The following is a 22,505-nucleotide window of genomic DNA, read 5'->3' as shown; positions in this document are numbered from 1 at the left end:
CTGAAACGCCTGAAGCTTTCCTCGACCCTGTTCAACCATCAAAGCACTGCTTGTTTAATAACCAATGCAGTGTTCGATCCAGCGAAGTTGCTGTTTGTTTGATCCGTTCACTGGTTAATCGAGGTTGATACCTAACGTCGGTAAAGAAAATAGGAAATTAATCCCGATTAATTGTGGGGGATGTCAACCATCTTGTATGATTCCAAGTTGCTTGGCACGGACAATGGCGTGCTTACGTCCAGCAGCATTTAACTTGCTAACCAAGTTTTTCATATGCCACTTAATTGTCTCCTCTCCAATATCCATTGCTCTTGCTATTTCTTTGTTGCTCATGCTTTTAGAAAGAAAGTTAAGGACTTCTAGTTCTTTGCTAGTGAGTAGAGGGCTAACTTTGGATGATGATGCTGCCGTCGTTTGTGGTGCCACAGGATGCTGATTGCTGGGCTGGGTTGTATTTTGAGTTTTATGTTTTAAGCCAATTTGTTCCATTCGATGAATACCCATCGCTTGCGCAAGGCTAAGGGTTTCGCTCCAGATAGCACGAGATTCATCGTTCCCTGATTTTCTCAAAATTTCAGAGCGTAAAAGGCGGGATTCAATGAGTTCTATTCCTCGTTTCAACTCAGTTGCAAAAGATTCCTGCTTCTCTGTTACGGTGACACCTTCCTGAGTGATATGGTTTTTCTCCTGCAAAGTAGCAGCATAGGAGTCAGCTACCAACATCATCAGGTCTGCCCATTTTTTATGGGCAGCTGGTATCTGTACCATAGATTTTGTAATTTCTGCCTTCAGTCGTTGCGTGGAGTTGAAAGCCGTTTCTTTTCTGTCTCGGCGGGCATGGAGGCGAGTCAGTTCCACCAAGGCAGCGATTTGCATCCTTGGATTGGATCGCGTTTCGCCTAGAGTGTTCAGTTCTTCTAGTAAATCCAAGGCTTTATCTTGTCGACCACTTTCATCAGCTATTGAAGCGAGTGTTGTAAATGCTTGAAGAATCGAATCAGGGAGTCCATATTTCACTAATACTGGCAGGCGGCCTGCGAGGAGAGCGCATGGCTCGTCATTTTGTCCTGACCCCCACAATGCTGTGGCCAAGGATGTCGCTAACATGCAAGTAACCGGATTGTGGCGACCGAGCTTCATCTCTGCTTTTATAAGGGCTGGCTGGAGCGTTTGAGCTGCGATAGCGTTGCGACCCTCCCAAAGATAGCTGGTACCCAAGGCATAATCGCGTAAACCAAATGACACTGGCGAATAAACATCCAATTCTGATAGATCAGCAATGAGCGCAAGCTCTTGACGGGCTTTATCCGGGTTACCCTTATATAGCTCCACGAATGCTCGACTTATAAAGTAAATTGGTAAGTTTCCTGGGCGCGCAGTGTCGGGAGGGGTTGGCCATTCATCAAGAGTACTTTCTACACGATCAATTTGGTCAGCGAAAGCCGCTGCCGTGAGCTGTATGAGATGTGCCTCAAAACGTTCGGTTTCTGTAATGCCTTCCTGGTCTAATATTTTTGATACGAACTGTTCGGCTTGAGCGTTCCGGTCGCTCATTGCAAGTGCCCACCCTACTGGCCCCCAGAATGCTGCATGTTCCTCAAGTTGTTTGTTAGGAAGTCGATTGTACCATGAGAGAACCGCATTGCTTTTACCGTGAATAGTCATCTCATATGTATTATTTGATATTAATGCAATTGCGTCTTCGACATCACCTGCGAGGAAAGACTGCTGAGCTGCATCCTCGTATAAACCTTGTGAGGCGTACCAAGAAGAGGCGCGTTTTGAAAGCAGTACGCGCTCTGAGCGGGGTAGCATCGCTAAACGTTCACTTAGGATGTCTCTAGCAAGCGCATGCAGTCGCATCCACTCACTTCCTTCCGAATGTGTAAAAAGCGGAGTGTTGTTCTGTAGTTCTTTGAGTGCCGGTTTAATATCTTCCCGACCGAGCAATGTGACACATAAATCAGGATGTATGAGTTCCAGGTCGGCTATTCGTACCAGCAGATGCACGATATCCACGGGCTGCGATGCGATAACAGAGTCAACAAAGTACCGCCTAACATCACCTGTCACGGAACTAATTAGTCCTTGAAGATCCCCGTTTCGGTAGAGGTTAGAGACTGCTAGCTGCACCCCCATTGGCCACCCCTCAGTAACCTCATGAAGAGTGACGCCTGTATCCAGCTGACTTTGACTACCTAATGCGGAATTCAAAATCGCCAATGTCTCTTCCAGTCGAAAACGAAGGTCGCTGGCGTGTAACCGAGTAACCTTAGCCCCGGTAAATGCACCGCATGCCATAAGTGCTCCGCTTGGTCGGGCGGCTAGTGCGATGTGTAGGTTGGCTGGGGCATGCGACAGCAAATAGGGAAGAATTTCTGTCCGAGAATTGATCGGCAGTGAATCTACCTCATCGAGAAGAAGCAATACGTCTACAGAGAGCTCAGCCACTTCCGCGAGCCAAGTGATTATGGCCCCGTGAGGCTCTACGCAATCATCAATTGCCTCAGTCAAGGATTCCAGAAAGCCGCGTTTTCCTGAATTGGCACGTGCGACGCTCGTCAGTCCACGAACCAGTCTGATGGGGTCATCTCGAGAGTCGAGGGTGTACCAAAATGCAAGGCCTCCTCGGGCAAGCATCTCCTTACGCCATTGGTTGAGTTGAGCAGTTTTTCCATAACCGGTAGGTGCCAAGAGGGCAGTGATCTGAGAGCCGCCTAACTCAACACGGCTCAACTGCAAGCGATCTCGCTCAAGAAATCCTCGAAACACTCGTGGGGGCGTCGATTTCAGCAGGACAGACGGATCAAGGTTTGAAGTACGAATTTTCTTATCTCCCAGTTCCTGGGCCTACCTGCGCGTCCTCATTAGAGTGAATCACCGTATCCAGTGGAAGGCAGAGCCTTGCGCAGGGAGGGTAAACGCTTTCACGTGTGCAGAAGGCCCTAGGTGGATGCGGGCTTGTTGTGAATTCAACGTATCACGAGCGTGGGGGGCAGTGAAGGCAACTTGTCTAGTTGGGGGGGGTGCCACATAAATCTTGGGGGCATCCCACCCTTCTATGGGGGGGAGACGGCTGGGTGGGTGCTCGTAGTGTGAGCGGCATTCGCTGGTGCTGTTTTCCACTTCGCAGTTTCTCCCCGCTGTGTGGGTGGTACGAAACACTCGCCTTATCTCCCTGCCTTGGAGCATTTCTCTCTATGAGTTCCACTATCTACGTTGTCGGCGTCGGTATGACCCAATTTGGTCGCCATATTGAACGCTCACTACATTCGCTGGCGGATGAAGCGCTGGATGCTGCGTTACGCGATGCCGGTGCTGAGCGAAAAGACATTGAACAGGTTTTCTATTCGGGGGTCACCCAAGGGGCCCTGCAAGGTCAGACTGCAATCCCTGGACAGGTCGTTTTGAACAAAATCGGCCTCGTCGGTTTGCCAGTATGGAACGTTGAAAACGCATGTGCCTCGGGCACCAGTGCGTTTCAATTGGCAGTCCAGTCGCTCCGCGCAGGTGCATGCGATATCGCTTTGGCTATCGGCGCAGAGAAGATGAACATCGAGGATAAGCGTCGAGCCCTTGGTTTATTTGAAGGTGGATGGGATGTATTAGAAGCTGAGAAGAATGCTTCGCGATTGCTAAAGCTGGGTGATGGTGTAGAGGTGCCACCTGGGTCGGAATCTGAACGGCCTTACAGTAGGTTCATGGCTATCTATGCCGCCACCTGCCGCTACTGGATGAAGACATTCGGCACGACACAGCGCCAGATTGCTGCAGTGTCCGCCAAGAACCATAACCATTCTGTTCACAACCCCCTCTCTCAGTACAGGCAGGCTTTCACCATTGAAGAGGTGCTGGCTGCTCCTCCGATCACTTACCCACTGACATTACCTATGTGCTCTCCGTTGTCTGATGGAGCTGCCGCCGTATTGGTCTGTACAGAAAGCGGATTGAAACGACTATCAGCTGATAAGCGTCGCGCAATCCGAGTTGCCGCCTCCTCAATCGCCACTGCAACGAACCGAGAGCCTTCTGCCTTCGAGCAAGCAGTATGTCGACGCGCTGCGAATGCGGCGTATGAGCAATCGGGTATCTCGCCAAGTGATGTGTCGGTTGTAGAAGTTCATGACGCAAGTGCCATGGGCGAGATCATTGCTGTTGAATATCTACAGCTTGTACCAATGGGTGAGGGGGGCTTAGCGGCCGAGGCTGGCGAGTTATCAATTGGTGGCAGAGTCCCTGTAAACACTTCTGGAGGATTGGAGTCCAAAGGCCACCCAATCGGTGCTACTGGACTAGGACAAATCCATGAACTGGTGACGCAGCTACGCGGTGAGGCCGGTGCCCGCCAGGTAACTGGAGCAAAAGTTGCCCTTCAAGAAAATGGTGGGGGATCGATTGGATACGAAGAGGCAGTCGTAACCGTCAATTTGTTTACACGCTAAACGAATTCATCGGTCAACGGGCGCTTATTGCCGCCCGTTAGTCCAGCACTAAAGAATTCTTTGTAATTAAGGAATAAGGATTCTCATCGATCGAGTACTGCGTAGTTGACCCTGTTCCCCCCCCAACTTTGTTGAATGGGGGGGGATTTAGAGGTTGGGCCACTCCTTTTAGGGGGGGTGGCATGAGGGGTAAATCCCTACCTTGAAGTTGCCCGCGCCGCAAAGCGTAGGTGCCAAAATAAAAACAAGATTGGCCGGGATACCCGGCACAAGGAGATTTCTGTGAAGCGAAGAGAGCCTAGCTCTTCCTCAGTGCTACTCCGCCCCAAAACTCAGCTACTTACACTCATGGCACTAATTGTGAGTGCCAGTGCATCAGCAACTGAGATCGAAATGGGTATTGATGACCTTCGGTTACGCTGGGACAACACCCTTAAGTATAGCGCTGGGTATCGCGTGCACGATGCTGACGATAAGCTTTCCAGCGATATCAACTTGGGAGACGGGGACACTAACTTCAGGAAGAAGGGCCCAATCTCAAATCGGTTTGACCTGTTAAGCGAAATTGAAGGCAGCTACCAAGGGCTTGGCTTTCGTTTGAGCGGTGCAGCATGGTACGACTCTATTTATCGTAATCACAACGATAATGATACAGCGGGAATTTTTGGCCCCGGTACTAGCGCCGTTAACTCTAGCCACGTCTCTTCTGCTCAAGAGTTCACTTCATACACAAAACGCGTCCACGGCGGTGATGAAGAATTACTTGACGCATTTGTATCGAGTAAATTCTCAGTCGGCGATCGTGTCGGTACTGTTCGTATCGGACAGCACAGCGTGGTGTGGGGCGAGAGCTTGTTTTTTGGCGACAACGCCATTGCTGGGGCGATGTCTCCCATCGATGTGGCGAAAGCCGTATCAGTACCTAATCTTAGATTCCAAGAGGTACTTCGTCCGGTACCTCAAGTGTCAGGACAGTTCCAGTTAAGTGACGCAGTTACTGCTTACGCCTTTTATCAACCTATTTGGTTAGAGAACAGATCGCAGGGGTCGGGTAGTTATTTTTCTCCACTCGATTTCCAGCGTGGTGGTAATTTGATTTATACGCCTCAGGGCCCATTTACTCGTGCTTCGACGCAGGATGCAAAAAACTCCGCGCAAGGCGGCTTCGCGTTACGCATTAGCGCCGGTGATACAGACTATGGGATCTACATGGCGAGGTTCAATAGTAAGTCAAGTGCATTTGTCGTAAACCCCGTTAGCGGGACGTTCTATGAGAATTATCATAGTGGCGTGAACGTTTTTGGCGCTAGTGCCAACCGAAACTTTGGACTTTTCAACTTTGCTGTAGAGACATCGGTTCGCAACAACCAGGATCTGCTCTCACCCAATGCTTACGACATCGGAAATGGTGCAGAGTATGCGGTTGGACGAACGTTCCATGTGAACGTTTCTGCCTTCGGTTCCAATCTCGGCCGGACTGCTTTATGGAACGATGCTAACTTGCTGGGTGAAGTAGCTTTTACTCGTGTGTTGAGTGTTACCAAAAACGCTGACACTTTGAGCGGATGTCAACCTAGCTTCATGCCGGGTGCATCATGCGAGCCTAATGGCACTCGCGATAGCTGGAAAATGCAAGCGCTATTCGAACCTATTTACTATCAGGTCTTACCCGGAGTCGATATCAAAGTTCCGCTTGGGATTTCCTATCAACCCAACGGATCAAGAAATATGGTCGGGGTTGCTCCGTTACCTGAGGATGCGGGCTCTATTAATATCGGTGTGAACGCGACCTACTTGGAAACTTGGCACGCAGGGATAAATGCTACCCACTACTTTGGCGGTGAAGGGGTGCTATTCAGTACAGTTGGTGTAGGCGGTACGCAACAGTGGAACTACGATCAATATTTCCGCGATCGGGATTATGTTTCCATTTATCTAAGCAGAACATTCTAATTTTAGTTGGAGGCGTCATGAAACTGAACGCGTTTAAATCGTGCGCAGCGGTTGCGTGTCTCGTTATCTCAGTGCCAGGTTATTCTTTCGCAGCTGTGAGTGCTGATGAGGCTCAACAACTTAAGTCGGTGTTGACTCCCCTAGGAGGTGAGCGAGCAGGCAACAAGGAAGGCACCATTCCGGCGTGGCAAGGCGGAGTTCTTAAGCCCCAGCCATCTTATCAGCCTAACCAACGGCGATCTGACCCTTTTGCAAACGAGAAGCCTCTTTACAGCGTTACCGCAAAAAATATAGAGCAATATTCGAATGTTCTGAGCGATGGTCAAAAAGCGATGTTTAAGCGCTATCCCGACTATCATATGGACGTGTATCCGACACATCGGACAGCGGTCGCTCCTGACTATGTATATGCCAATACTCTCGCAAACGCTACTAAGGCAAAGTTGGTTGATGGTACCGATTATCAAATCCCATCGGGAGCGTTCGGAGGAATACCTTTTCCCATTCCAAAAACGGGCTTGGAGGTGATGTGGAACCACCTTCTTCGCTATCAAGGTACGGCTACTCGCACGTTAAATGGGCAGACCTGGATGGTTACTGCAGATGGAAAGAAAGTTATGGCTGTTCAAGGGCGCCAAGAAATCAAAATGCCGTATTACGACAAAAGTGGTTCCGCAGAAAATTTTGATGGAACTTACTGGCTGACTCGTGTTGTTAGCGATGGCCCTCCAATTCGTGCCGGTGAAGCGATCGTAGGTCAAGTTAACGTTGATGATACTAAAACTCGCACCTGGGTCTATCTCACTGGACAGCGTCGTGTTCGGAAACTTCCTAATCCTAACGGTGACACTCCTACGCCACAATCTGCTGGGCTGATGAGTTTTGATGAAGTCAACGTATTTGGCGGCGGGCCTGGGCTTTTTGATTGGAAGCTTGTTGGTAAGAAAGAGATGTTGATTCCGTACAACTCATACAAAGCATTGCAGTCCGATTCAGCTGAAGCATTGATGGAGCGTTCCTATCTGAAACCAGACTCAGTTCGATGGGAACTCCATCGGGTTTGGGTAGTGGATGCACAGCTTAAACCTGGCAAGCGACATACGTCTCCTAAAGGACGTTACTACATCGATGAGGATTCTTGGCTTGCTGTGTTGGCTGACCGGTGGGACGTGAATGGTAATTTGTGGAAAACGCTGTTTGGGCTCTCTGTTACGTATCCCGAAATGGAGCTTACCGACCACATCACCTATGGCTTCTACGACCTTGTCACAGGCGCTTGGTACGCCGGCCCCTATGTAAATAAAACGGCGAGCGCAATTGGTCTGCAACCAGTCGCCAATTTGAAGAACGAGGTGTTTACACCTGATGCCATGGTTGGCGACCAACTTCGTTGAGATAAGATGATGCAAGCATTTCGAGCCTCCCTCACCCCCTTATTTCTGGCGATTTGGGCTATTTCCTCAACCGCCTCAGCCGATGTTGCGAGCAAGAACGTAGTAGTTGATCCAATCAAACGGCACGCATACATGACGCCGAAATTCAAAGACGGTCGGTTGCTGGGGGTCGCGAATGCTGGAAGTCGAGTGGTCGCAGTTGGCGAGCGTGGTATGGCAATTTATTCCGATGACGGCGGCACCTCCTGGAATCAAGCCTCCGTTCCGGTCAGCGTTACGCTCACAGTTGTCCGATTTCTCGATGATCATCGAGGTTTCGCAGCAGGCCATAACGGTGTGCTCTTGGGAACAACTGACGCCGGTGCCAATTGGGAAAAGATTCTCGATGGCAACGATGTCATCAAGTTGTACACCGATTTCGCCAATCAAATCGAACAACAGTTAGGTTCGGATGACAAGCTTTCACTTCGGGCAGTGAAACAAGCCCGCCAGTTGGAAGCAGACGGGCCGGATAAGCCTTGGCTTGATCTAACCGTTGACGCTAACGGTGAGCTTTGGCTCACCGGAGCTTACGGACTCCTAATGCGTAGCAAGGATGGTACGAATTGGGAGCCATGGTCTTCCCATATCGACAATCCAAGGGGCTTGCATCTGTATTCGATTGCTACATTGAATGACGAGGTAGTTATTGGGGGCGAGCAAGGATTGCTGCTTCGCTCCACCGACAGAGGCGAAACCTTCAATCGTGTGGAAGGGCCTTACGAGGGGAGTTACTTCTTCGTTTGCCTAGCCGATACAAAGCTTGTTGTGGCAGGGCTGCGGGGTAATACGTATATCTCCGATGACCATGGTGCATCCTTCAAATCAGCTTCACTGCTACGGCCCATTAGCATCACGGCGGGGCTTGTAACGCGCAGTGGAACTCCGATATTAGTTGATCAAACCGGTGGTGTTTACAAGGTAGTAGGAGATCGTCTCGAAACATCTCGCCAAATGCTAGGGTCTGATACATCCGCCTTGGTTGAACTTGCCAACGGGACTTTGGTTGCCGCAGGACAAGCTGGCGTAAGTGTCGTTGAATCTTCATATTCGTCGAGTAAGTAGGCCATGACCGCATCTATGAAAGAGGCTGACGTCGCATCAGCCCTGGAATCGTTCCATCCTGCAACTGGATCAATCGTCGAACGTTTGTTATTCAATAATCGTTTGTTGGTGATAATTGTTTGTGCTCTTGTAACTTTCGTTGCAGTTACTCAGTTGGGGCGCCTAACTACCAATGCAAGCTTTGAAAAAACGATCCCTGTTGGGCATCCTTTCATCGCTAACTATTTGGAAATGAAGTCGGATCTTCCTACGCCGAACGTGTTACGTGTTGTAATGTCCTCAAAGGGAGAGAGTATTTACGATCCTGAATTTCTCGAGAACCTTCGGACTTTAACGAATGAACTGATTGCGTTACCAGGTGTGGATCGAGCCAATTTGAAAAGCTTATGGACTCCAAACGCTAGGTGGCAAGGCGTGACCGAGGAGGGGTTCGATGGCGGAGCTTTGATTCCGGATGACTATCAGGGGCGTTCGGGTGACATGGTTAACCTGCGTACCAATGTCCAACGTTCTGGTGAGATAGGTCAGATCGTTGCGCTGGATGAGAAATCTGCGCTCGTGTTAGTGCCATTGCTGACCGTTGAGTCGACTAATGTATCTATCGATTACCGGGCTCTTGATAATAAGCTTGAGGAGATACGAACGCGTTATGAAGCCAAAGGCTTCAATGTCTTCATTACTGGTTTCGCGAAGGTAGTAGGCGATCTATTATCAGGGATTGCTCAGATCGCTGGATTTTTTTTACTCTCGGTACTCCTTGCTGTAGCGGTATTGTTTTATCAGACTCGATGCATTCGTAGTACGTTGTTAGTAGTCGCTTGCTCATTAGTTGCCGTTTTATGGCAGCTAAGCGCCTTGCCTTCTTTGGGGTTCGATCTGAATCCGTACTCAATACTCGTACCATTTCTGATTTTTGCGATTGGTATGAGCCATGGTGCCCAAAAAATGAATGGCATCATGCAGGATATTGGTCGTGGCATGCCAAAGCTCGTTGCTGCTAGATTTACTTTCCGCCGTTTATTTTTAGCGGGTTTAAGCGCTCTTTTGTGTGACGCAGTTGGGTTCGGCGTTCTATTAGTAATCCAGATTGAGGTGATCCGAGAGTTGGCACTGATTGCCAGCTTAGGTGTTGCAATTCTTATTTTCACGAACCTGATATTGCTCCCGGTATTGTTGAGTTACATCGGTGTAAGCCCAGTTGCTGCGGAGAGAAGTCTGCGCGCGGAGCGCGGTGGTGCTCATAAAGTCTGGCATTTCCTTGGTCGGTTGACTGAACGCAGGTTTGCGAAAGCTGTAATTTTTGCGCATGTCTTTGTCGTGCTAGGCGCATTCTGGATAAGTAGCAATCTTAAGATCGGTGATCTTGATCCAGGTGCTCCCGAGCTTAGGGCAGACTCTAGATACAATAAAGACAACGCTTTTATCGAAACCTCATACGGTGCAAGTGCTGACACATTTACAGTGATGGTTCGAACTCCTGAAGGCGAGTGTACAGCCTATGACACGCTGATGAAAATCGACGCCTTGGAATGGGAGCTGCGATCGCTTGATGTCGTAGTGGCGACTAGGTCACTTGCGAGCCAACAGCGGCTGTTGTTTAGCGGCTACAACGAGGGGCATCCGAAGTGGAGTGATCTACCACTGAATAGAGATATGTCGAACACTATAACCTCGAATTCACCGCGAGGCCTTTATAATGATACGTGCTCCGTTCTCCCACTCACTGCTTATTTACGTGATCACCGTGCTGAGACCTTGGACGCGGTAGTTAATCGGGCTTCTAAGTTTGCAGAAGACAATACCAGTGAGTCTGTACAGTTCCTGCTCGCTGCTGGCAATTCGGGCATTGAAGCGGCCACGAATATAGTCGTTCGTCAGGCCAATCGAGAGATGCTTCTGTGGGTCTATGGCGCAGTTATGATCCTTTGTTTCATAACGTTCAGGTCGTGGCGGGCGGTTGTCTGTACGCTGATCCCTCTCGCAGTCACCTCGCTGCTTTGTGAAGCGCTCATGGTAATGCTGGGTATGGGTGTAAAGGTGGCCACGTTACCCGTCATTGCTCTGGGCGTAGGTATAGGGGTGGATTACGCACTTTACGTTATGAGTATTTTGTTACAGCGTCTTCGTAATGGTGATTCGTTAACGAGGTCATACGAGATTTCACTGTTGCTCACTGGGCGGACAGTAATGCTAACCGCATTGACACTTGCTCTAGGTGTCGCCGTCTGGGCCTGGTCACCTATCAAATTTCAGGCTGATATGGGGATTCTTCTCGCATTCATGTTTGTTGGCAATATGGTGGGTGCTTTAGTACTTCTTCCTGCGCTCGCGCATTTCCTCCTCAAACCAGCTACCAAGAACATGGTCGGTTAACGGTGTAGGGAATGTACTCTCCGTAAGACTTTGTAAATAATTGAGGAGCAATTGATGTTTAAAGGTCGTGTTGTCGCCCTGACTGGGGCTGGTTCTGGAATCGGCAGAGCGCTTGCAAACGAATTCGCTCGCCTTGGCGCTCGCTTGGCACTGTCAGATGTAAATAAAATCGCCGTTAATGAAACAGCCTCCATGCTAGATCAGAATGTTGAGGTAAAGTGTTACGCGGTCGATGTTTCAGATCGAAATGCGGTGTGTCGATTCGCTGACGAGGTTTATCGTGACTTCGGAACTGTCGATGTAATAGTGAACAATGCTGGGACGTCTGTTATAGCATCTGTGGAACACCTGACCTTCGAAGAGATTGAAAAGGTTTTTGCAATTAATCTATGGGGAGTTATCTACGGTACTAAAGCGTTTCTGCCAATTTTTCTTGAAAAAAAGAATGGCATGATAATCAACATATCTAGTGTTTTCGGTTTGGTTGCAACACCTTGTCAAGGTGCCTACGCCATGTCCAAATTCGCTGTGCGTGCATTAACGGAAACCTTGTGGCAAGAGCTTGAGGGGACAGGAGTCGATGCGATTCTTGTGCATCCTGGTGGTATTAACACTAGCATCAGCAAGAACTCACTGGTGGCTGAGTACAAGAGTGATTTCGAGCGTAGGGCGCACGAAGCGATGATTTCACAGATGATTACGACGCCTGAGGACTGCGCTCGTCAAATTATCAACGGTTTGGTTGCTGGTGAAAAACGTCTTCTTGTTGGCAATGGGGCGCGTGCGTTGCATCGCCTCTCGAGATTGTTCCCCACTAAATATGGAACGATAATGAAAAAGAAACTGGGTTACTGAGTTTCCTAAGAAAATCTTCTTTTCCTTGCCTGTAACTACCGGTAGTAGTCACGGTTAATAATTGCCCCGCCAGCCTTACAATACTAACTGATACTTAATTTTTGTGTACACCGGTGGCTCGAGATTCTCGAGCTTCCGTCTATGTGCGCTTATCTAAAAAGAGTTCGTAGCTTAGCAACGTTCCTGGCCGCTAAATTGGATAAGACTGCGGACTACGGCTCCATTCGCCTAGAGCAGTGTTGGTTGTTGAAGCACACGGTTAATGAGCAGATACGTACCGATCAATCCATGCAGGCGTTGCGGCTGTGCTTGGGAGAAACGCATGTCTATGTTTGGCAATTTGTCTGTAGGCTGCAAGCTATCGTTGGGTTTTGGAATAGTTCTTCTTTTGACCTTGGGGGTGGCAGCTACAGCGTTTAACTCCCTCAATTTACTGCAGAAGCGCAGTGAGATTTTGCGGTCAGAGTCGGCCACTCAAGCGCACGTCTTGAAAGCCCGTATCGCTGAAAAAACATTTGCACAAGACCTGGCACCTGCAACTGCCGATATGGTGCGCCAAGCGATCGATCTATTGGGCCTTCAACTGGATTCCAATGGTGCTCCTTTGACGTCCAATTTGCGCCAGGCTAGCTCCGCCTACCTGCAGCAATTTCTGCACTACGCTGACGCCCTGCGTTTGTCTCGCGACGCCCGATTGCGAATGCAAAGCCGGGCGGCTGCAGCAGGGGACAGTTTTTCGGCTGTGATCCTCGACCAGATAGACAGCTTGGCCGTGGCGCTTGATCAGGGACAGACACTTGAGGCTGGGCAACTGGAGTTGCTAGAACAAGCTGCGGCCTTGCGTGACAAACTGGCGCGGGTGCGCGACAGCGAACTGTATTACAGCATAGAAAATGAGGAGCAACGTCGCAGCGACTGGGAAACGAACATGAGCGATGTCCTTTCAGCCATAGGAAATCTGTCCCTTCGCCTAGGAAACCAAAGCGAAGCGTCACTGCAATCAGCCCAGACTTCACTGGCGGACTACCGGCAGGCGTTCGAGCAGTTTGCCGCAAGTCGTGAGCAGGCGGCACGCGGAAGCCAAGAAATGAATGTGGAAAGTGAACGGCTCACGGCTCTTCTTGCAGATTCCGAGCTGGCTCAAGCTGAGAACATTTTGGCTGACAGTCATCATGCCTACAAACAGCTCGGTCTGATCACTTTGCTGGCATTGGGACTGGGTATCGGTGCCGGACTCTTGATCCGTCAGCTAATTCTTCAACCGCTGAGACAGACTGTGGTACTGGCAAAGCGGGTGGCGGCTGGCGATCTCAGTGCCCCACCGGTTCTTATGGAGCGGCGCGACGAATTGGGGCAGCTCCTCGCAACGGTTAGTGGCATGCTCGAGAGCCTGCGGGGCTTAGTCAGCCGAATTGGTTCTGGCATCAGCGAGCTAAATGGCACTGCTGACAGTCTCGTGGCAGTGATAGAACGCTACAGTCGCGGGGTGGAACAGCAGCGGCAGGAGACGGAGCAGGCTGCTACGGCAATGCAACAGATGGCTGCGACTTCTCAAGAGGTCACTCGCAACGTTTGCGAAGCCAGTGCTGCGGTGTCTGAGGCTGACGGTCAAGCCCGCGAGGGTGATGAATTAGTCCGACTGGCTGGCGTTCGGGTTGATCGTCTGGCCGAGGAGATGACCGATTGTGCCGGAGCAATGCAGTCGTTATTACTGGAAAGCCGGGCGATCGGTAGTGTGCTGGATGTGATCAACGCCGTGGCCAAGCAAACCAACCTGCTGGCGCTAAATGCAGCAATCGAAGCGGCGCGAGCGGGAGAGCATGGTCGTGGGTTTGCCGTCGTGGCTGACGAAGTGCGTGGTCTGGCCCTCCGTACCCAATCCTCCACGGTGGAAATAGAAGCACTGATTGCGCGCCTGCAACAGGGGGCGGAGCGGACTGCTGAGCGTCTGCAGGGTAGTCATGGCTTGACTGATGAAACTGTGCAGTTGGTCGGCCAAGCTTCAGAGGCGTTGGCGAGTATCACCCGAGCTGTTTCCAGGATTGAGCAGATGAATCAGCAGATATCTGTAGCGGCGCAACAGCAGAGTTTCGCTGCCGAGGCTATCAGCGGAAGCATGGATCGGTTGCGTTCAATTGCCGAAGTAACGGCGGGCGAAAGCCATCTGTTGCACGATTCGACACGCGCGTTGCAGCAGGTTGGTAAAGAGCTAACCTCCTCGGTCGGCCATCTTCGGACTTGACGCTATATGTCCATATTAGTGTGACATTGGCATAACCAGGCTGGCCGTAAGCGATCGTTTGCTAGCTATGACATCGGAGGCAGAGGGGAAGGAGGAGCAGTTAAGGAGGTAGAGCAAACACCGGGCCGGAAGTACCGGCCCGGGTTAGTAGCTAGTGAAGGACTTCAAACAGACCAGCAGCACCCATACCGCCGCCGATGCACATCGTTACAACCACATAACGTACGCCGCGCCGGCGTCCTTCGATCAGTGCATGCCCAACCTGTCGCGCCCCCGTCATGCCGAACGGATGCCCAAACGCAATAGCTCCACCATTAACGTTAAGTCGATCGTCCGGGATGCCCAATTTCTCTTTGCAATAGAGCACTTGAACGGCGAAGGCTTCGTTGAGCTCCCATAGTCCAACGTCTTCTACCTTCAGCCCCGCCTTTTTTAGTAGCTTAGGCACTGCGAAGACTGGGCCAATTCCCATTTCGTCGGGTTCACATCCAGCAACCTGGAAACCCCTAAATACACCTAATGGAGAGAGGCCTTTTTGGGATGCCAAGCTGGCGTTCATAACAACACATGCTGAGGCACCGTCCGACAACTGACTGGCGTTGCCCGCACTTACAACACCTCCTGGAATCGCAGAACGGATTTTCGACAGGCCCTCGATTGAAGAATCGCCCCTGACCCCTTCGTCTCGGTCGACCGTTACGCATGCAGTGCCAATACTTCCATCGGCCCCTACGACCGCCATGGTTGTGGCGAGGGGAACGATTTCCTCATCGAATAGACCTTTAGACTGTGCCTGAGCTGCCAGAATTTGGCTCTTCAGCCCGTATAAATCCTGTTGTTCCCGAGATATGCCGTATCGCTTGGCAACGACTTCAGCGGTTTGGAGCATTCCCCAATACACTGCTGGATAGTTTTCTTGAACCCAAGCTTCTTTTTCGTTGAAGCTATTGGCCTGTGATTGCACAAGCGTAATGGACTCAACACCACCGGCTACAAATATATCGCCTTCCCCAGCTATGACCCTTTGCGCTGATAGAGCAATGGACTGCAGACCTGTAGCGCAAAAGCGGTTAATGGTAAGGCCGCTAGTAGATACAGGGCAGCCTGCACGTAGCGCAACCACGCGGGCTAGGTTAACTCCACCAGCGCCTTCTAAAAAGGCACTTCCAAATACGACATCGTCGACTTCGGCGGAGTCTATCCCCGCACGTTGTATGGCATGCGATACAACATGGCCACCGAGGGTCGCGGGATGAGTAAGGTTAAATCCACCCTTGAAGGACTTGGCGAGAGCTGTCCGAGCGGTGGAGACAATGACGGCTTCAGTCATGACAGCTCCGATTTTTGGAAGGCACTGAAAGTGAGGTTTTTATCTGCCAGGGAAACCAGGAGGTTGGCTGGCCGCCAAAACACCTGAGCGTTTTGATATATCGGAGCCCGTGCAAATCGCTGCATTGTGGCCACTACATCCTTTAGCCCTCGTTGATCCGCACTGAACATCGGGCCTCCGCGCCACCTGGGGAAACCGTATCCAGCTAGGTAGACCACATCGATGTCGGACGCCCGCTGCGCAATTCCTTCCTCCAGAATCTTGGCGCCCTCGTTAACCAGGGCCAGTAGCAAGCGATCAACAATCTCTTCATCGCTAATTTTTCGTCGTTGCAGACCTAGACGTTGCGACTCGGCTAGAACTGCATCAGTAACCTCTTGGCTGACTTGTGGTGCCCTTTGGCCGGGTACGTAGTCATACCACCCGCGACCACATTTCTGGCCGACGCGTCCCATCTCGACGATTGCATCGAATGTGCGGGAATAGACAAGATTGGGATTCTTCCCTAGGCGATCATGGCGAATTTTTGCGCCTAGATCATTCCCAGCCATGTCGCTGACCCGGAATGGCCCCATCGCGAATCCCCATTTCTCTATGGCAGCATCCACTTGATGAGGCAGGGCGCCCTCATCAAGCAGAAGTCCGGCTTGCATCAAATACGGTTGGAGCATCCGGTTACCAATGAAGCCTTCACACACACCTGAAACGACGGCTGTTTTTCCCAGTCGACGAGCAAGACTCATCGCAGTGGCGAGGCTTTGGGAAGAGGTCTTTTCACCTTTGACGATTTCAAGAAGCTTCATGACGTGTGCTGGACTGAAGAAGTGCAGGCCTAAGAAGTTTTCAATTTCGGAGCAGCTTTGAGCAATTTCATCAACGTCCAACATTGAGGTATTGGTAGCGAGTAGGGTGCCCGGACGGGCGAATTTCCCAACCGCGTTGAAAACCTCGCGTTTTACATTTATGTCTTCAAAAACAGCTTCAATAACCGCATCCGCAGATGCCACTGCATCGAAGTTGGTCGAACCTTTGATCAGAGACTTCCTCTTCGCAATCTGATCGACTGAGAGTCGTCCTTTTTTCAGCGACGATTCATAGGTACTAGAAATCGATGTCAATCCACGATCCAACGCAGATTGCTCGCGCTCTACCAGAGTCACCTGAAGTCCTGCGTTAGCCAAGCTCATGGCAATGCCGGAGCCCATTGTTCCCGCACCAACCACGACTACATCGTTGATCTCTTTTGGAAGCGCGGCGGAATCAATGTTCTCAATCTCCAAGCACTTCTTTTCGGCTAGAAATGCATGACGCAAGGCGTTGAACTCATGCGTACCTTGAAGACGCCAAAAGGTTGAAAACTCTTTCTCTAGCGCTTGCTGGAATGGGAGCGTAACGGAATACTCAAGGCAGTCCACGCAGGCCTGTGGGGCAGTCGCTCCCCGTGTTTGAACCTGGACAGTCGCACGAGCAAAGGCAAAGAAAGCCTGCGCATTGGGCAATGAAACTGAGCGTTCACCAGTTCGTTTGAGAGGTTGCCCATCACGAACATCTTTTGAAAGTTGATGCGCCAATGCGATAGCGTCTTCGACGGGTGACCCCTCAGTCAGATGGTCGAATAATCCGCTTTCGGCCAAACTCGATGCCGGAACAATCTTCCCTTGCACAACAAGATTGAGCGCTAGCTCTGCTCCGACTAAGCGGGGCAGACGCTGAGTCCCCCCGGCACCTGGTACCAGGCCAAGATGAACTTCGGGAAGACCTACCAATGTTTTTGTATGGCACACGCGAGCATGACACGCGAGGGCCAATTCGAGACCTCCACCTAAAGCGTTGCCATGCACCGCCGCTACAACAGGCTTATGACTTCTCTCGATCTGATTGAAGACGGTCATCAATGTTGGAGCTTGAGCTAGGGCGGGTGTGTCGAATTCGTTAATGTCCCCGCCGCCGCTGAAGCCGCGACCTGCTCCAGTAATCACAATAGCTACGACTTCTGGATTGTTCAGGGCGTGGCCGAACTCTTCAAACAGCTGAAGGCGAAGTGAAATCCCCAACGCATTGACAGGTGGATTATCTAGCGCGATGACTGCGACCCCGTCATTTATATGATAACGAACCATGGTTACCTCAGGCGGTTGAGTTGCATAGGATTATTTTTTAATTAATTGTTGTGAAAACAATTAATTGACCTGCACGTAACTGCCTCGAATTAATTTCGAAACATAGATGTAGTAGGTGGATTGATGTCGCTGACCCGAGTGTAAGAATTGAAATTCTGTATGACTACTCCAAAAAAGCTTTCCCCCTCTTTGTGGGTGGTAGTAACCCCCCTTATCGCTGCCACCAATGATCGCTCGTGAACTTACACTGACACACGTCATTAGGCGCAGGAAAAACAACAATGAACCCGTACACAGCACCCTTGGATGAGATTCGCTTCGTCTTGCATGAGCTTGCTGGCTTAGAAAGAGTGGCGGAGTTGGACGACGCTGAATCTATGGCCGACTCAGAGTTGGTCGACGCCATTCTCAGTGAAGGCGCACGCTTTGCCCGAGAGGTCTTGGCTCCGATCGATAGCGTGGGCGACCGCGAAGGTGCGCGATGGAGTGAGGGAAGCGTTGAGACTGCCCCTGGTTTTTCTGAGGCGTACGCCAAATTCATAGAGTCTGGCTGGAATAATGTTTCGATTTCGGCAGAGTATGGCGGACAAGGCCTGCCTAACCTGATCAGTGCTGCTCTTCAGGAAATGTTCGTTTCTGCGAACAAGGCCTTCTGCTTTTGCCCGGAGTTGACGGCGTTCGGTGTGAAGGCTCTTGCGAGTGCTGCCAATGAGTCGTTGAAAAATGAATACATCCCGAAGCTTGTGAGCGGTGAATGGACGGCGACCATGAATCTCACCGAGCCACAGGCGGGTTCTGACGTCGGAGCTCTGAGAACTCGGGCTATACGCGAGTCTGACGGGGCATTCCGTGTCTTTGGGCAGAAGATTTTCATCAGCTACGGCGAACACGATCTCACGGACAATATTGTTCACCTGGTTTTGGCCAGAATTCCAGGCGCCCCAGAAGGCTCGAAAGGTGTCTCTCTATTTCTCGTTCCGAAATTTCTTCCGGCAAAAGAGGAAGAGCATTCGCTGATCCGGAACGACGTCTATTGCAGTGGTATTGAGCACAAGCTTGGAAACCATGCCAGTCCGACATGCACTTTGGTGTATGGAGGAAGCGGAGAAGGTGCTAAGGGTTGGCTTGTGGGCGAGGAAAATAAAGGCCTGCAGGCAATGTTCGTAATGGTCAACTCCGCTCGATACAACGTTGGATTGGAAGGGGTAGCGCTCAGCGAGCGCGCCTATCAGCAATCGTTGATTTATGCCCAGGAGCGGGTTCAAGGTCGCGCAGTCAATGGCGGCAAGGAATCGGTTCCGATAATCCAGCATCCAGATGTGAGAAGGATGTTGTTATCGATGCGATCCCAAACTGAGGCGATGAGGGCCGTTGCGTATGTTCTTGCAGCTGAGCGAGACATCGCATCCAGACACCCCGATTCATCTACTCGTCGCGCAAGTCAGTCCTTTGTAGATCTGATGATCCCAATTTTCAAAGGTTGGGCATCCGAGACCGGAATCGAGGTGACCTCCATGTCCATCCAAGTGCACGGTGGATTGGGCTACATCGAGGAAAGCGGTGTTTCGCAACCTCTACGCGATGTCAGGGTATCGGCAATCTACGAGGGTACGACGTCTATTCAGGCCCATGATCTTGTCGAGCGTAAATTGGTTCGTGATGGCGGGGCTGCACTGCGTTCCTGGTTGTCCTTAATCCATCTTACTTTGAGTCAACTCAACAGCCGGAACGACGAACGCCTGCGGGTTATCGAGCGAAACCTGCGTGTGGCGGTCGAGGCTCTGCAAGGGGCCTCGGAGTGGATACTCGCTCGTTATCCAGACAATCCCGCAGAAATGCTTGGTGGCTCTGTTTCGTTCTTGCGTTTGTGCGGTGTCATTGCTGGCGGATGGCAGATGGCGCGTGCGGCATTGATCGTATCCGAGAAGCCTGGTGATTCCGAATTTGCTCGACGCAAAATCCATAGTGCGCAGTTTTACGCAGCCCACATTCTGCCTCAGGCCGCCGGTCTTGCTCTGGTTGCCAAGGAGGGAGGCGCTAGTGTCATGGACTTGGGAGGGGCGGCTTTCTGAGCTGCTCCCCCCGTTCCCACCCTTAGTTGGGGGGGAGTGTTACGTCACTTGGATTTATCTTCAGTTTGCGGTCTTAGAGCAATAGCCAGCTTCCCCGCAACCTGCGGTTCGACCAGCACCAAAAATTACAGACTAATAATAATAAGGAGTCTCTATGAGCACGCATCAGGCGGTTCCGTTGCCGTTGGTTGGAATGACTGGTTTTGATGTTGGTCTGACCGAGGAAGAGCAAAGTATTCAACACGCCATGCATCGCTTTGCACGGGAGGTGATGCGACCACTGGGTCAAGAAATTGACCGCCTTCCTGCTGAGCAAGCGTACCTGCCTGGTTCTCCTTTCTGGGACTACCACTTGGAGTTTCAAAAGCTCGGTTTTTCTCCCGATGCGATGACTGACTTGCCAGCAGATCAGGCGGCGAAGCTTGAAGGTTTGGTAGTGGAAGAAATGGCTTGGGGCGATGCTGGGTTGACTGTGTCCAGTGGTGCAGGTGCCATGCCGATTACTCTCGCGAAAGCGAGCGGGAGCCAAGAGCTGATCGATCTTTGCGAGGGTAAGCTTGGCTGTTGGGTTGCCACCCAACCAGATCGTGGATCTGATGGCCTTACCCTTTACTCCGAAGAACGGCACCCTGGATCAAAAGGTAATAAAGGCAATCTTCAAGCTGTTTTCAAGGGTGATGAAATCATCATCAATGGCCAATCTTCTGCCTGGGTTTCCAACGGCGCGGTAGCCGAAGTCGCCTTGATGGACATCGTCGCTGACTATGGTGATGGTTTCTTCGATGAAGACGGTAGTACCTATGGCTGCAATATCGTTGTTCCCCTCGACATCAAAGGGGTATCACGCGGAAAGCCTCTTGAGAAACTAGGTAAACGCTCATTGCCTCAAGGTGAAATTTACTTTGACAACGTGCGTATTCCTCGTCGTTTCGCGGTTGCCACGCGCGACGATTATGAGCTCAAGCATGCGTATGCATGGGCGCAAGCTGGCACTGCAATGAGTCATATTGCTACTGGCCTCTCCAGAGCAGCCTTTGAACTTGCGTTGGGATATATCCATGAGCGCAAGCAAGGCGGCGCATTGCTGGCGAAGCACCAGCTCACCCAATTCAGATTAGGCGGTATGGGAACCAAGGTTGAAGCCATACGCGCCATGGCTAGGCATGTGGCTCATTACACTAAGTGTTCCCCTCGTCCCCACCCTTATTTCACTGCCGCTGGCAAAGCTTTTTGCTGCAGCGAGTTGATGAATGTCGTCAACGAAGCACTGCAACTCTTCGGTGGGGCAGGGCTAACCAAAGAATATCCGATTGAAAAATTGTTCCGCGATGCGCGAGCAATGCAGATCGAAGACGGTGAGAACAATATTTTGCAGATGCACTACGGCTACCTGCTAAGTCAACTGCATCAGCAGGAAGGCTGGGGTCGGTTCTAATTCGTTTCCCTATAAAAACAAATTCGGAAAGAGGATTTACCTTTGAGATCTGATTATCCCGTTGTTATCTACGGCGCGAGCGGCTATACCGGTCGCCTAGTAGCAGAGCACCTGCGTGAATTAGGCCTGCCATTTATCGCCGCTGGACGTACTCGAGCGCGTATTGAAGAGGCCCTACGTCTGGTGCCTGGAATCGAAAGTGCTCAATACCAAGTGGTGGAGGTAGAGCACTCTGTAGAAGCGCTGGTGGAGTTGTTCAAGGGGCGTAAGGTGGTGTGTAACACCGTCGGCCCGTTCATGCGCTACAACCTTGAGGTTGCAGAGGCCTGCCTTCGCACGGGTGTTCACTACCTAGACACCACTGGCGAGCAGTCCGCGATCTTGCAACTTGATGAGCATTTCGGACGTGAATTCGAAAAAGCTGGTCTCGTCATGGTGCCGTCCACCGCCTATATGTACGGGTTGAGTGAGATCGGTGCACGTTACTGTCTTGAAACCCCTGGCGTTGATTCGCTTCGGTTACATGGCATCGGCAATGCAGTGCCGACCGTTGCCTCGGCCCAAACCATTCTCGATGCAGTGCGTCATCCTTGCTATTACCTGAAAGATCGCGAATTGGTTCGCTATCCGGGCATCGAGAACGGACAGATTTGCACGCCTTCGGGCGAAGTGTTGACGACTTCCAACTGGGGCGGTTCATCCAATCCAATTTGGTTTCGTAAAGATGGCCGTGTACGTAACTGCAAGATGGACGTCGCTATCTGGAACCAAGAGCTCTACAAGAAAGAGCTGGAGCTGGAGCGAGCGTATAAGGTTCAGCTGCAATGGTTGCCGGAGTACCAATTGCGGACGGTTCTCGACAAGATGGCAACAGGAATCACCCCTTCGACGCCTCCTCGTGAATCTCGCCAAATTCACCGCTCGATCGATATCTGTCTGGCTACCGGCAACAACGTTGCGGTCAAAAGCACAATCTTCAGCACGGGTGGATATTTGACTACTGGCCTGCTTCAAGCCTATGCGGCGAGTCGCCTAGTTTCTGAAACACCACGGGTCGCGGGCTTGCGATCGCCTAGCGAAGTATTTGGTCACCGCGAACTGATGGGAACACTGCAGAGTTACGGTTATGCCTCCATTAAGGTTGAGCAAGTTTCCTAATTCGCATCGTCGTTCATACTTCGAAAG

Annotated in this window: 13 protein-coding genes and 1 pseudogene; 11 read left to right on the top strand and 3 right to left on the bottom strand. The window is 51.1% G+C overall.

Features of this window, described 5'->3' with window-relative positions:
* Nucleotides 1-183: 183 nt before the first annotated feature.
* Nucleotides 184-2,742 carry a helix-turn-helix transcriptional regulator gene (locus F8N80_RS05850; protein WP_224790642.1) on the bottom strand — a complete coding sequence of 853 codons (2,559 nt, stop codon included), beginning with the start codon at nucleotides 2,740-2,742 and terminating at the stop codon, nucleotides 184-186.
* A gap of 458 nt (nucleotides 2,743-3,200) precedes the next feature.
* Between F8N80_RS05850 and F8N80_RS05845 the strand changes: the two genes are divergently transcribed.
* The 8 genes and pseudogenes from F8N80_RS05845 (at nucleotide 3,201) to F8N80_RS32110 (ending at nucleotide 14,363) form a co-directional block, all read left to right on the top strand.
* Nucleotides 3,201-4,442 (top strand): thiolase family protein, encoded by a 1,242-nt coding sequence (locus F8N80_RS05845; protein ID WP_150783416.1) that lies wholly within the window; start codon nucleotides 3,201-3,203, stop codon nucleotides 4,440-4,442.
* A gap of 282 nt (nucleotides 4,443-4,724) precedes the next feature.
* A complete protein-coding gene (locus F8N80_RS05840; protein WP_318185847.1) occupies nucleotides 4,725-6,395 on the top strand; it encodes a DUF1302 domain-containing protein in 1,671 nt (556 codons plus the stop codon).
* Nucleotides 6,396-6,412: 17 nt separating this feature from the next.
* Entirely contained in the window at nucleotides 6,413-7,789 is a 1,377-nt protein-coding gene (locus tag F8N80_RS05835; RefSeq protein ID WP_150783414.1) for a DUF1329 domain-containing protein, read from the top strand.
* Between the two features lie 6 nt (nucleotides 7,790-7,795).
* A complete protein-coding gene (locus F8N80_RS05830) occupies nucleotides 7,796-8,893 on the top strand; it encodes a WD40/YVTN/BNR-like repeat-containing protein (RefSeq protein WP_150783413.1) in 1,098 nt (365 codons plus the stop codon).
* Nucleotides 8,894-8,896: 3 nt separating this feature from the next.
* Complete coding sequence (locus F8N80_RS05825; protein ID WP_150783412.1) at nucleotides 8,897-11,266, top strand: efflux RND transporter permease subunit; 2,370 nt, start codon at nucleotides 8,897-8,899, stop codon at nucleotides 11,264-11,266.
* Nucleotides 11,267-11,320: 54 nt separating this feature from the next.
* Nucleotides 11,321-12,121, top strand: coding sequence for an SDR family NAD(P)-dependent oxidoreductase (locus F8N80_RS05820; protein WP_150783411.1), 801 nt, complete (start codon nucleotides 11,321-11,323; stop codon nucleotides 12,119-12,121).
* Nucleotides 12,122-12,383: 262 nt separating this feature from the next.
* A pseudogene (locus F8N80_RS32115) lies at nucleotides 12,384-13,505 on the top strand (HAMP domain-containing protein); the annotation flags it as partial.
* Nucleotides 13,500-14,363 carry a methyl-accepting chemotaxis protein gene (locus tag F8N80_RS32110; RefSeq protein WP_440131181.1) on the top strand — a complete coding sequence of 288 codons (864 nt, stop codon included), beginning with the start codon at nucleotides 13,500-13,502 and terminating at the stop codon, nucleotides 14,361-14,363. The pseudogene F8N80_RS32115 and the gene F8N80_RS32110, both read left to right, overlap by 6 nt.
* Nucleotides 14,364-14,514: 151 nt before the next feature.
* On the opposite strand, the gene F8N80_RS05810 is transcribed toward F8N80_RS32110, so the two are convergent.
* A complete protein-coding gene (locus F8N80_RS05810; RefSeq protein WP_150783409.1) occupies nucleotides 14,515-15,693 on the bottom strand; it encodes an acetyl-CoA C-acyltransferase in 1,179 nt (392 codons plus the stop codon).
* The gene (locus F8N80_RS05805; RefSeq protein WP_150783408.1) at nucleotides 15,690-17,813 is read right to left on the bottom strand and encodes an FAD-dependent oxidoreductase; all 2,124 of its coding nucleotides are present in this window, start codon (nucleotides 17,811-17,813) and stop codon (nucleotides 15,690-15,692) included. Before F8N80_RS05805 ends, F8N80_RS05810 begins: the two co-directional genes overlap by 4 nt.
* 281 nt (nucleotides 17,814-18,094) lie before the next feature.
* On the opposite strand from F8N80_RS05805, the gene F8N80_RS05800 reads away from it, so the two are divergent.
* The 3 genes from F8N80_RS05800 (at nucleotide 18,095) to F8N80_RS05790 (ending at nucleotide 22,478) form a co-directional block, all read left to right on the top strand.
* Entirely contained in the window at nucleotides 18,095-19,885 is a 1,791-nt protein-coding gene (locus tag F8N80_RS05800) for an acyl-CoA dehydrogenase (RefSeq protein WP_150783407.1), read from the top strand.
* 154 nt (nucleotides 19,886-20,039) lie between these two features.
* Complete coding sequence (locus F8N80_RS05795; protein WP_150783406.1) at nucleotides 20,040-21,320, top strand: acyl-CoA dehydrogenase family protein; 1,281 nt, start codon at nucleotides 20,040-20,042, stop codon at nucleotides 21,318-21,320.
* Nucleotides 21,321-21,362: 42 nt separating this feature from the next.
* Complete coding sequence (locus F8N80_RS05790; RefSeq protein ID WP_224790640.1) at nucleotides 21,363-22,478, top strand: saccharopine dehydrogenase family protein; 1,116 nt, start codon at nucleotides 21,363-21,365, stop codon at nucleotides 22,476-22,478.
* The last annotated feature ends 27 nt before the right edge of the window (nucleotides 22,479-22,505 follow it).

The sequence above is a fragment of the Pseudomonas fluorescens genome, from assembly GCF_902497995.1.
GTDB classification, from domain to species: domain Bacteria; phylum Pseudomonadota; class Gammaproteobacteria; order Pseudomonadales; family Pseudomonadaceae; genus Aquipseudomonas; species Aquipseudomonas fluorescens_BK.
This window is presented reverse-complemented; position numbering and strand designations above follow the sequence as displayed.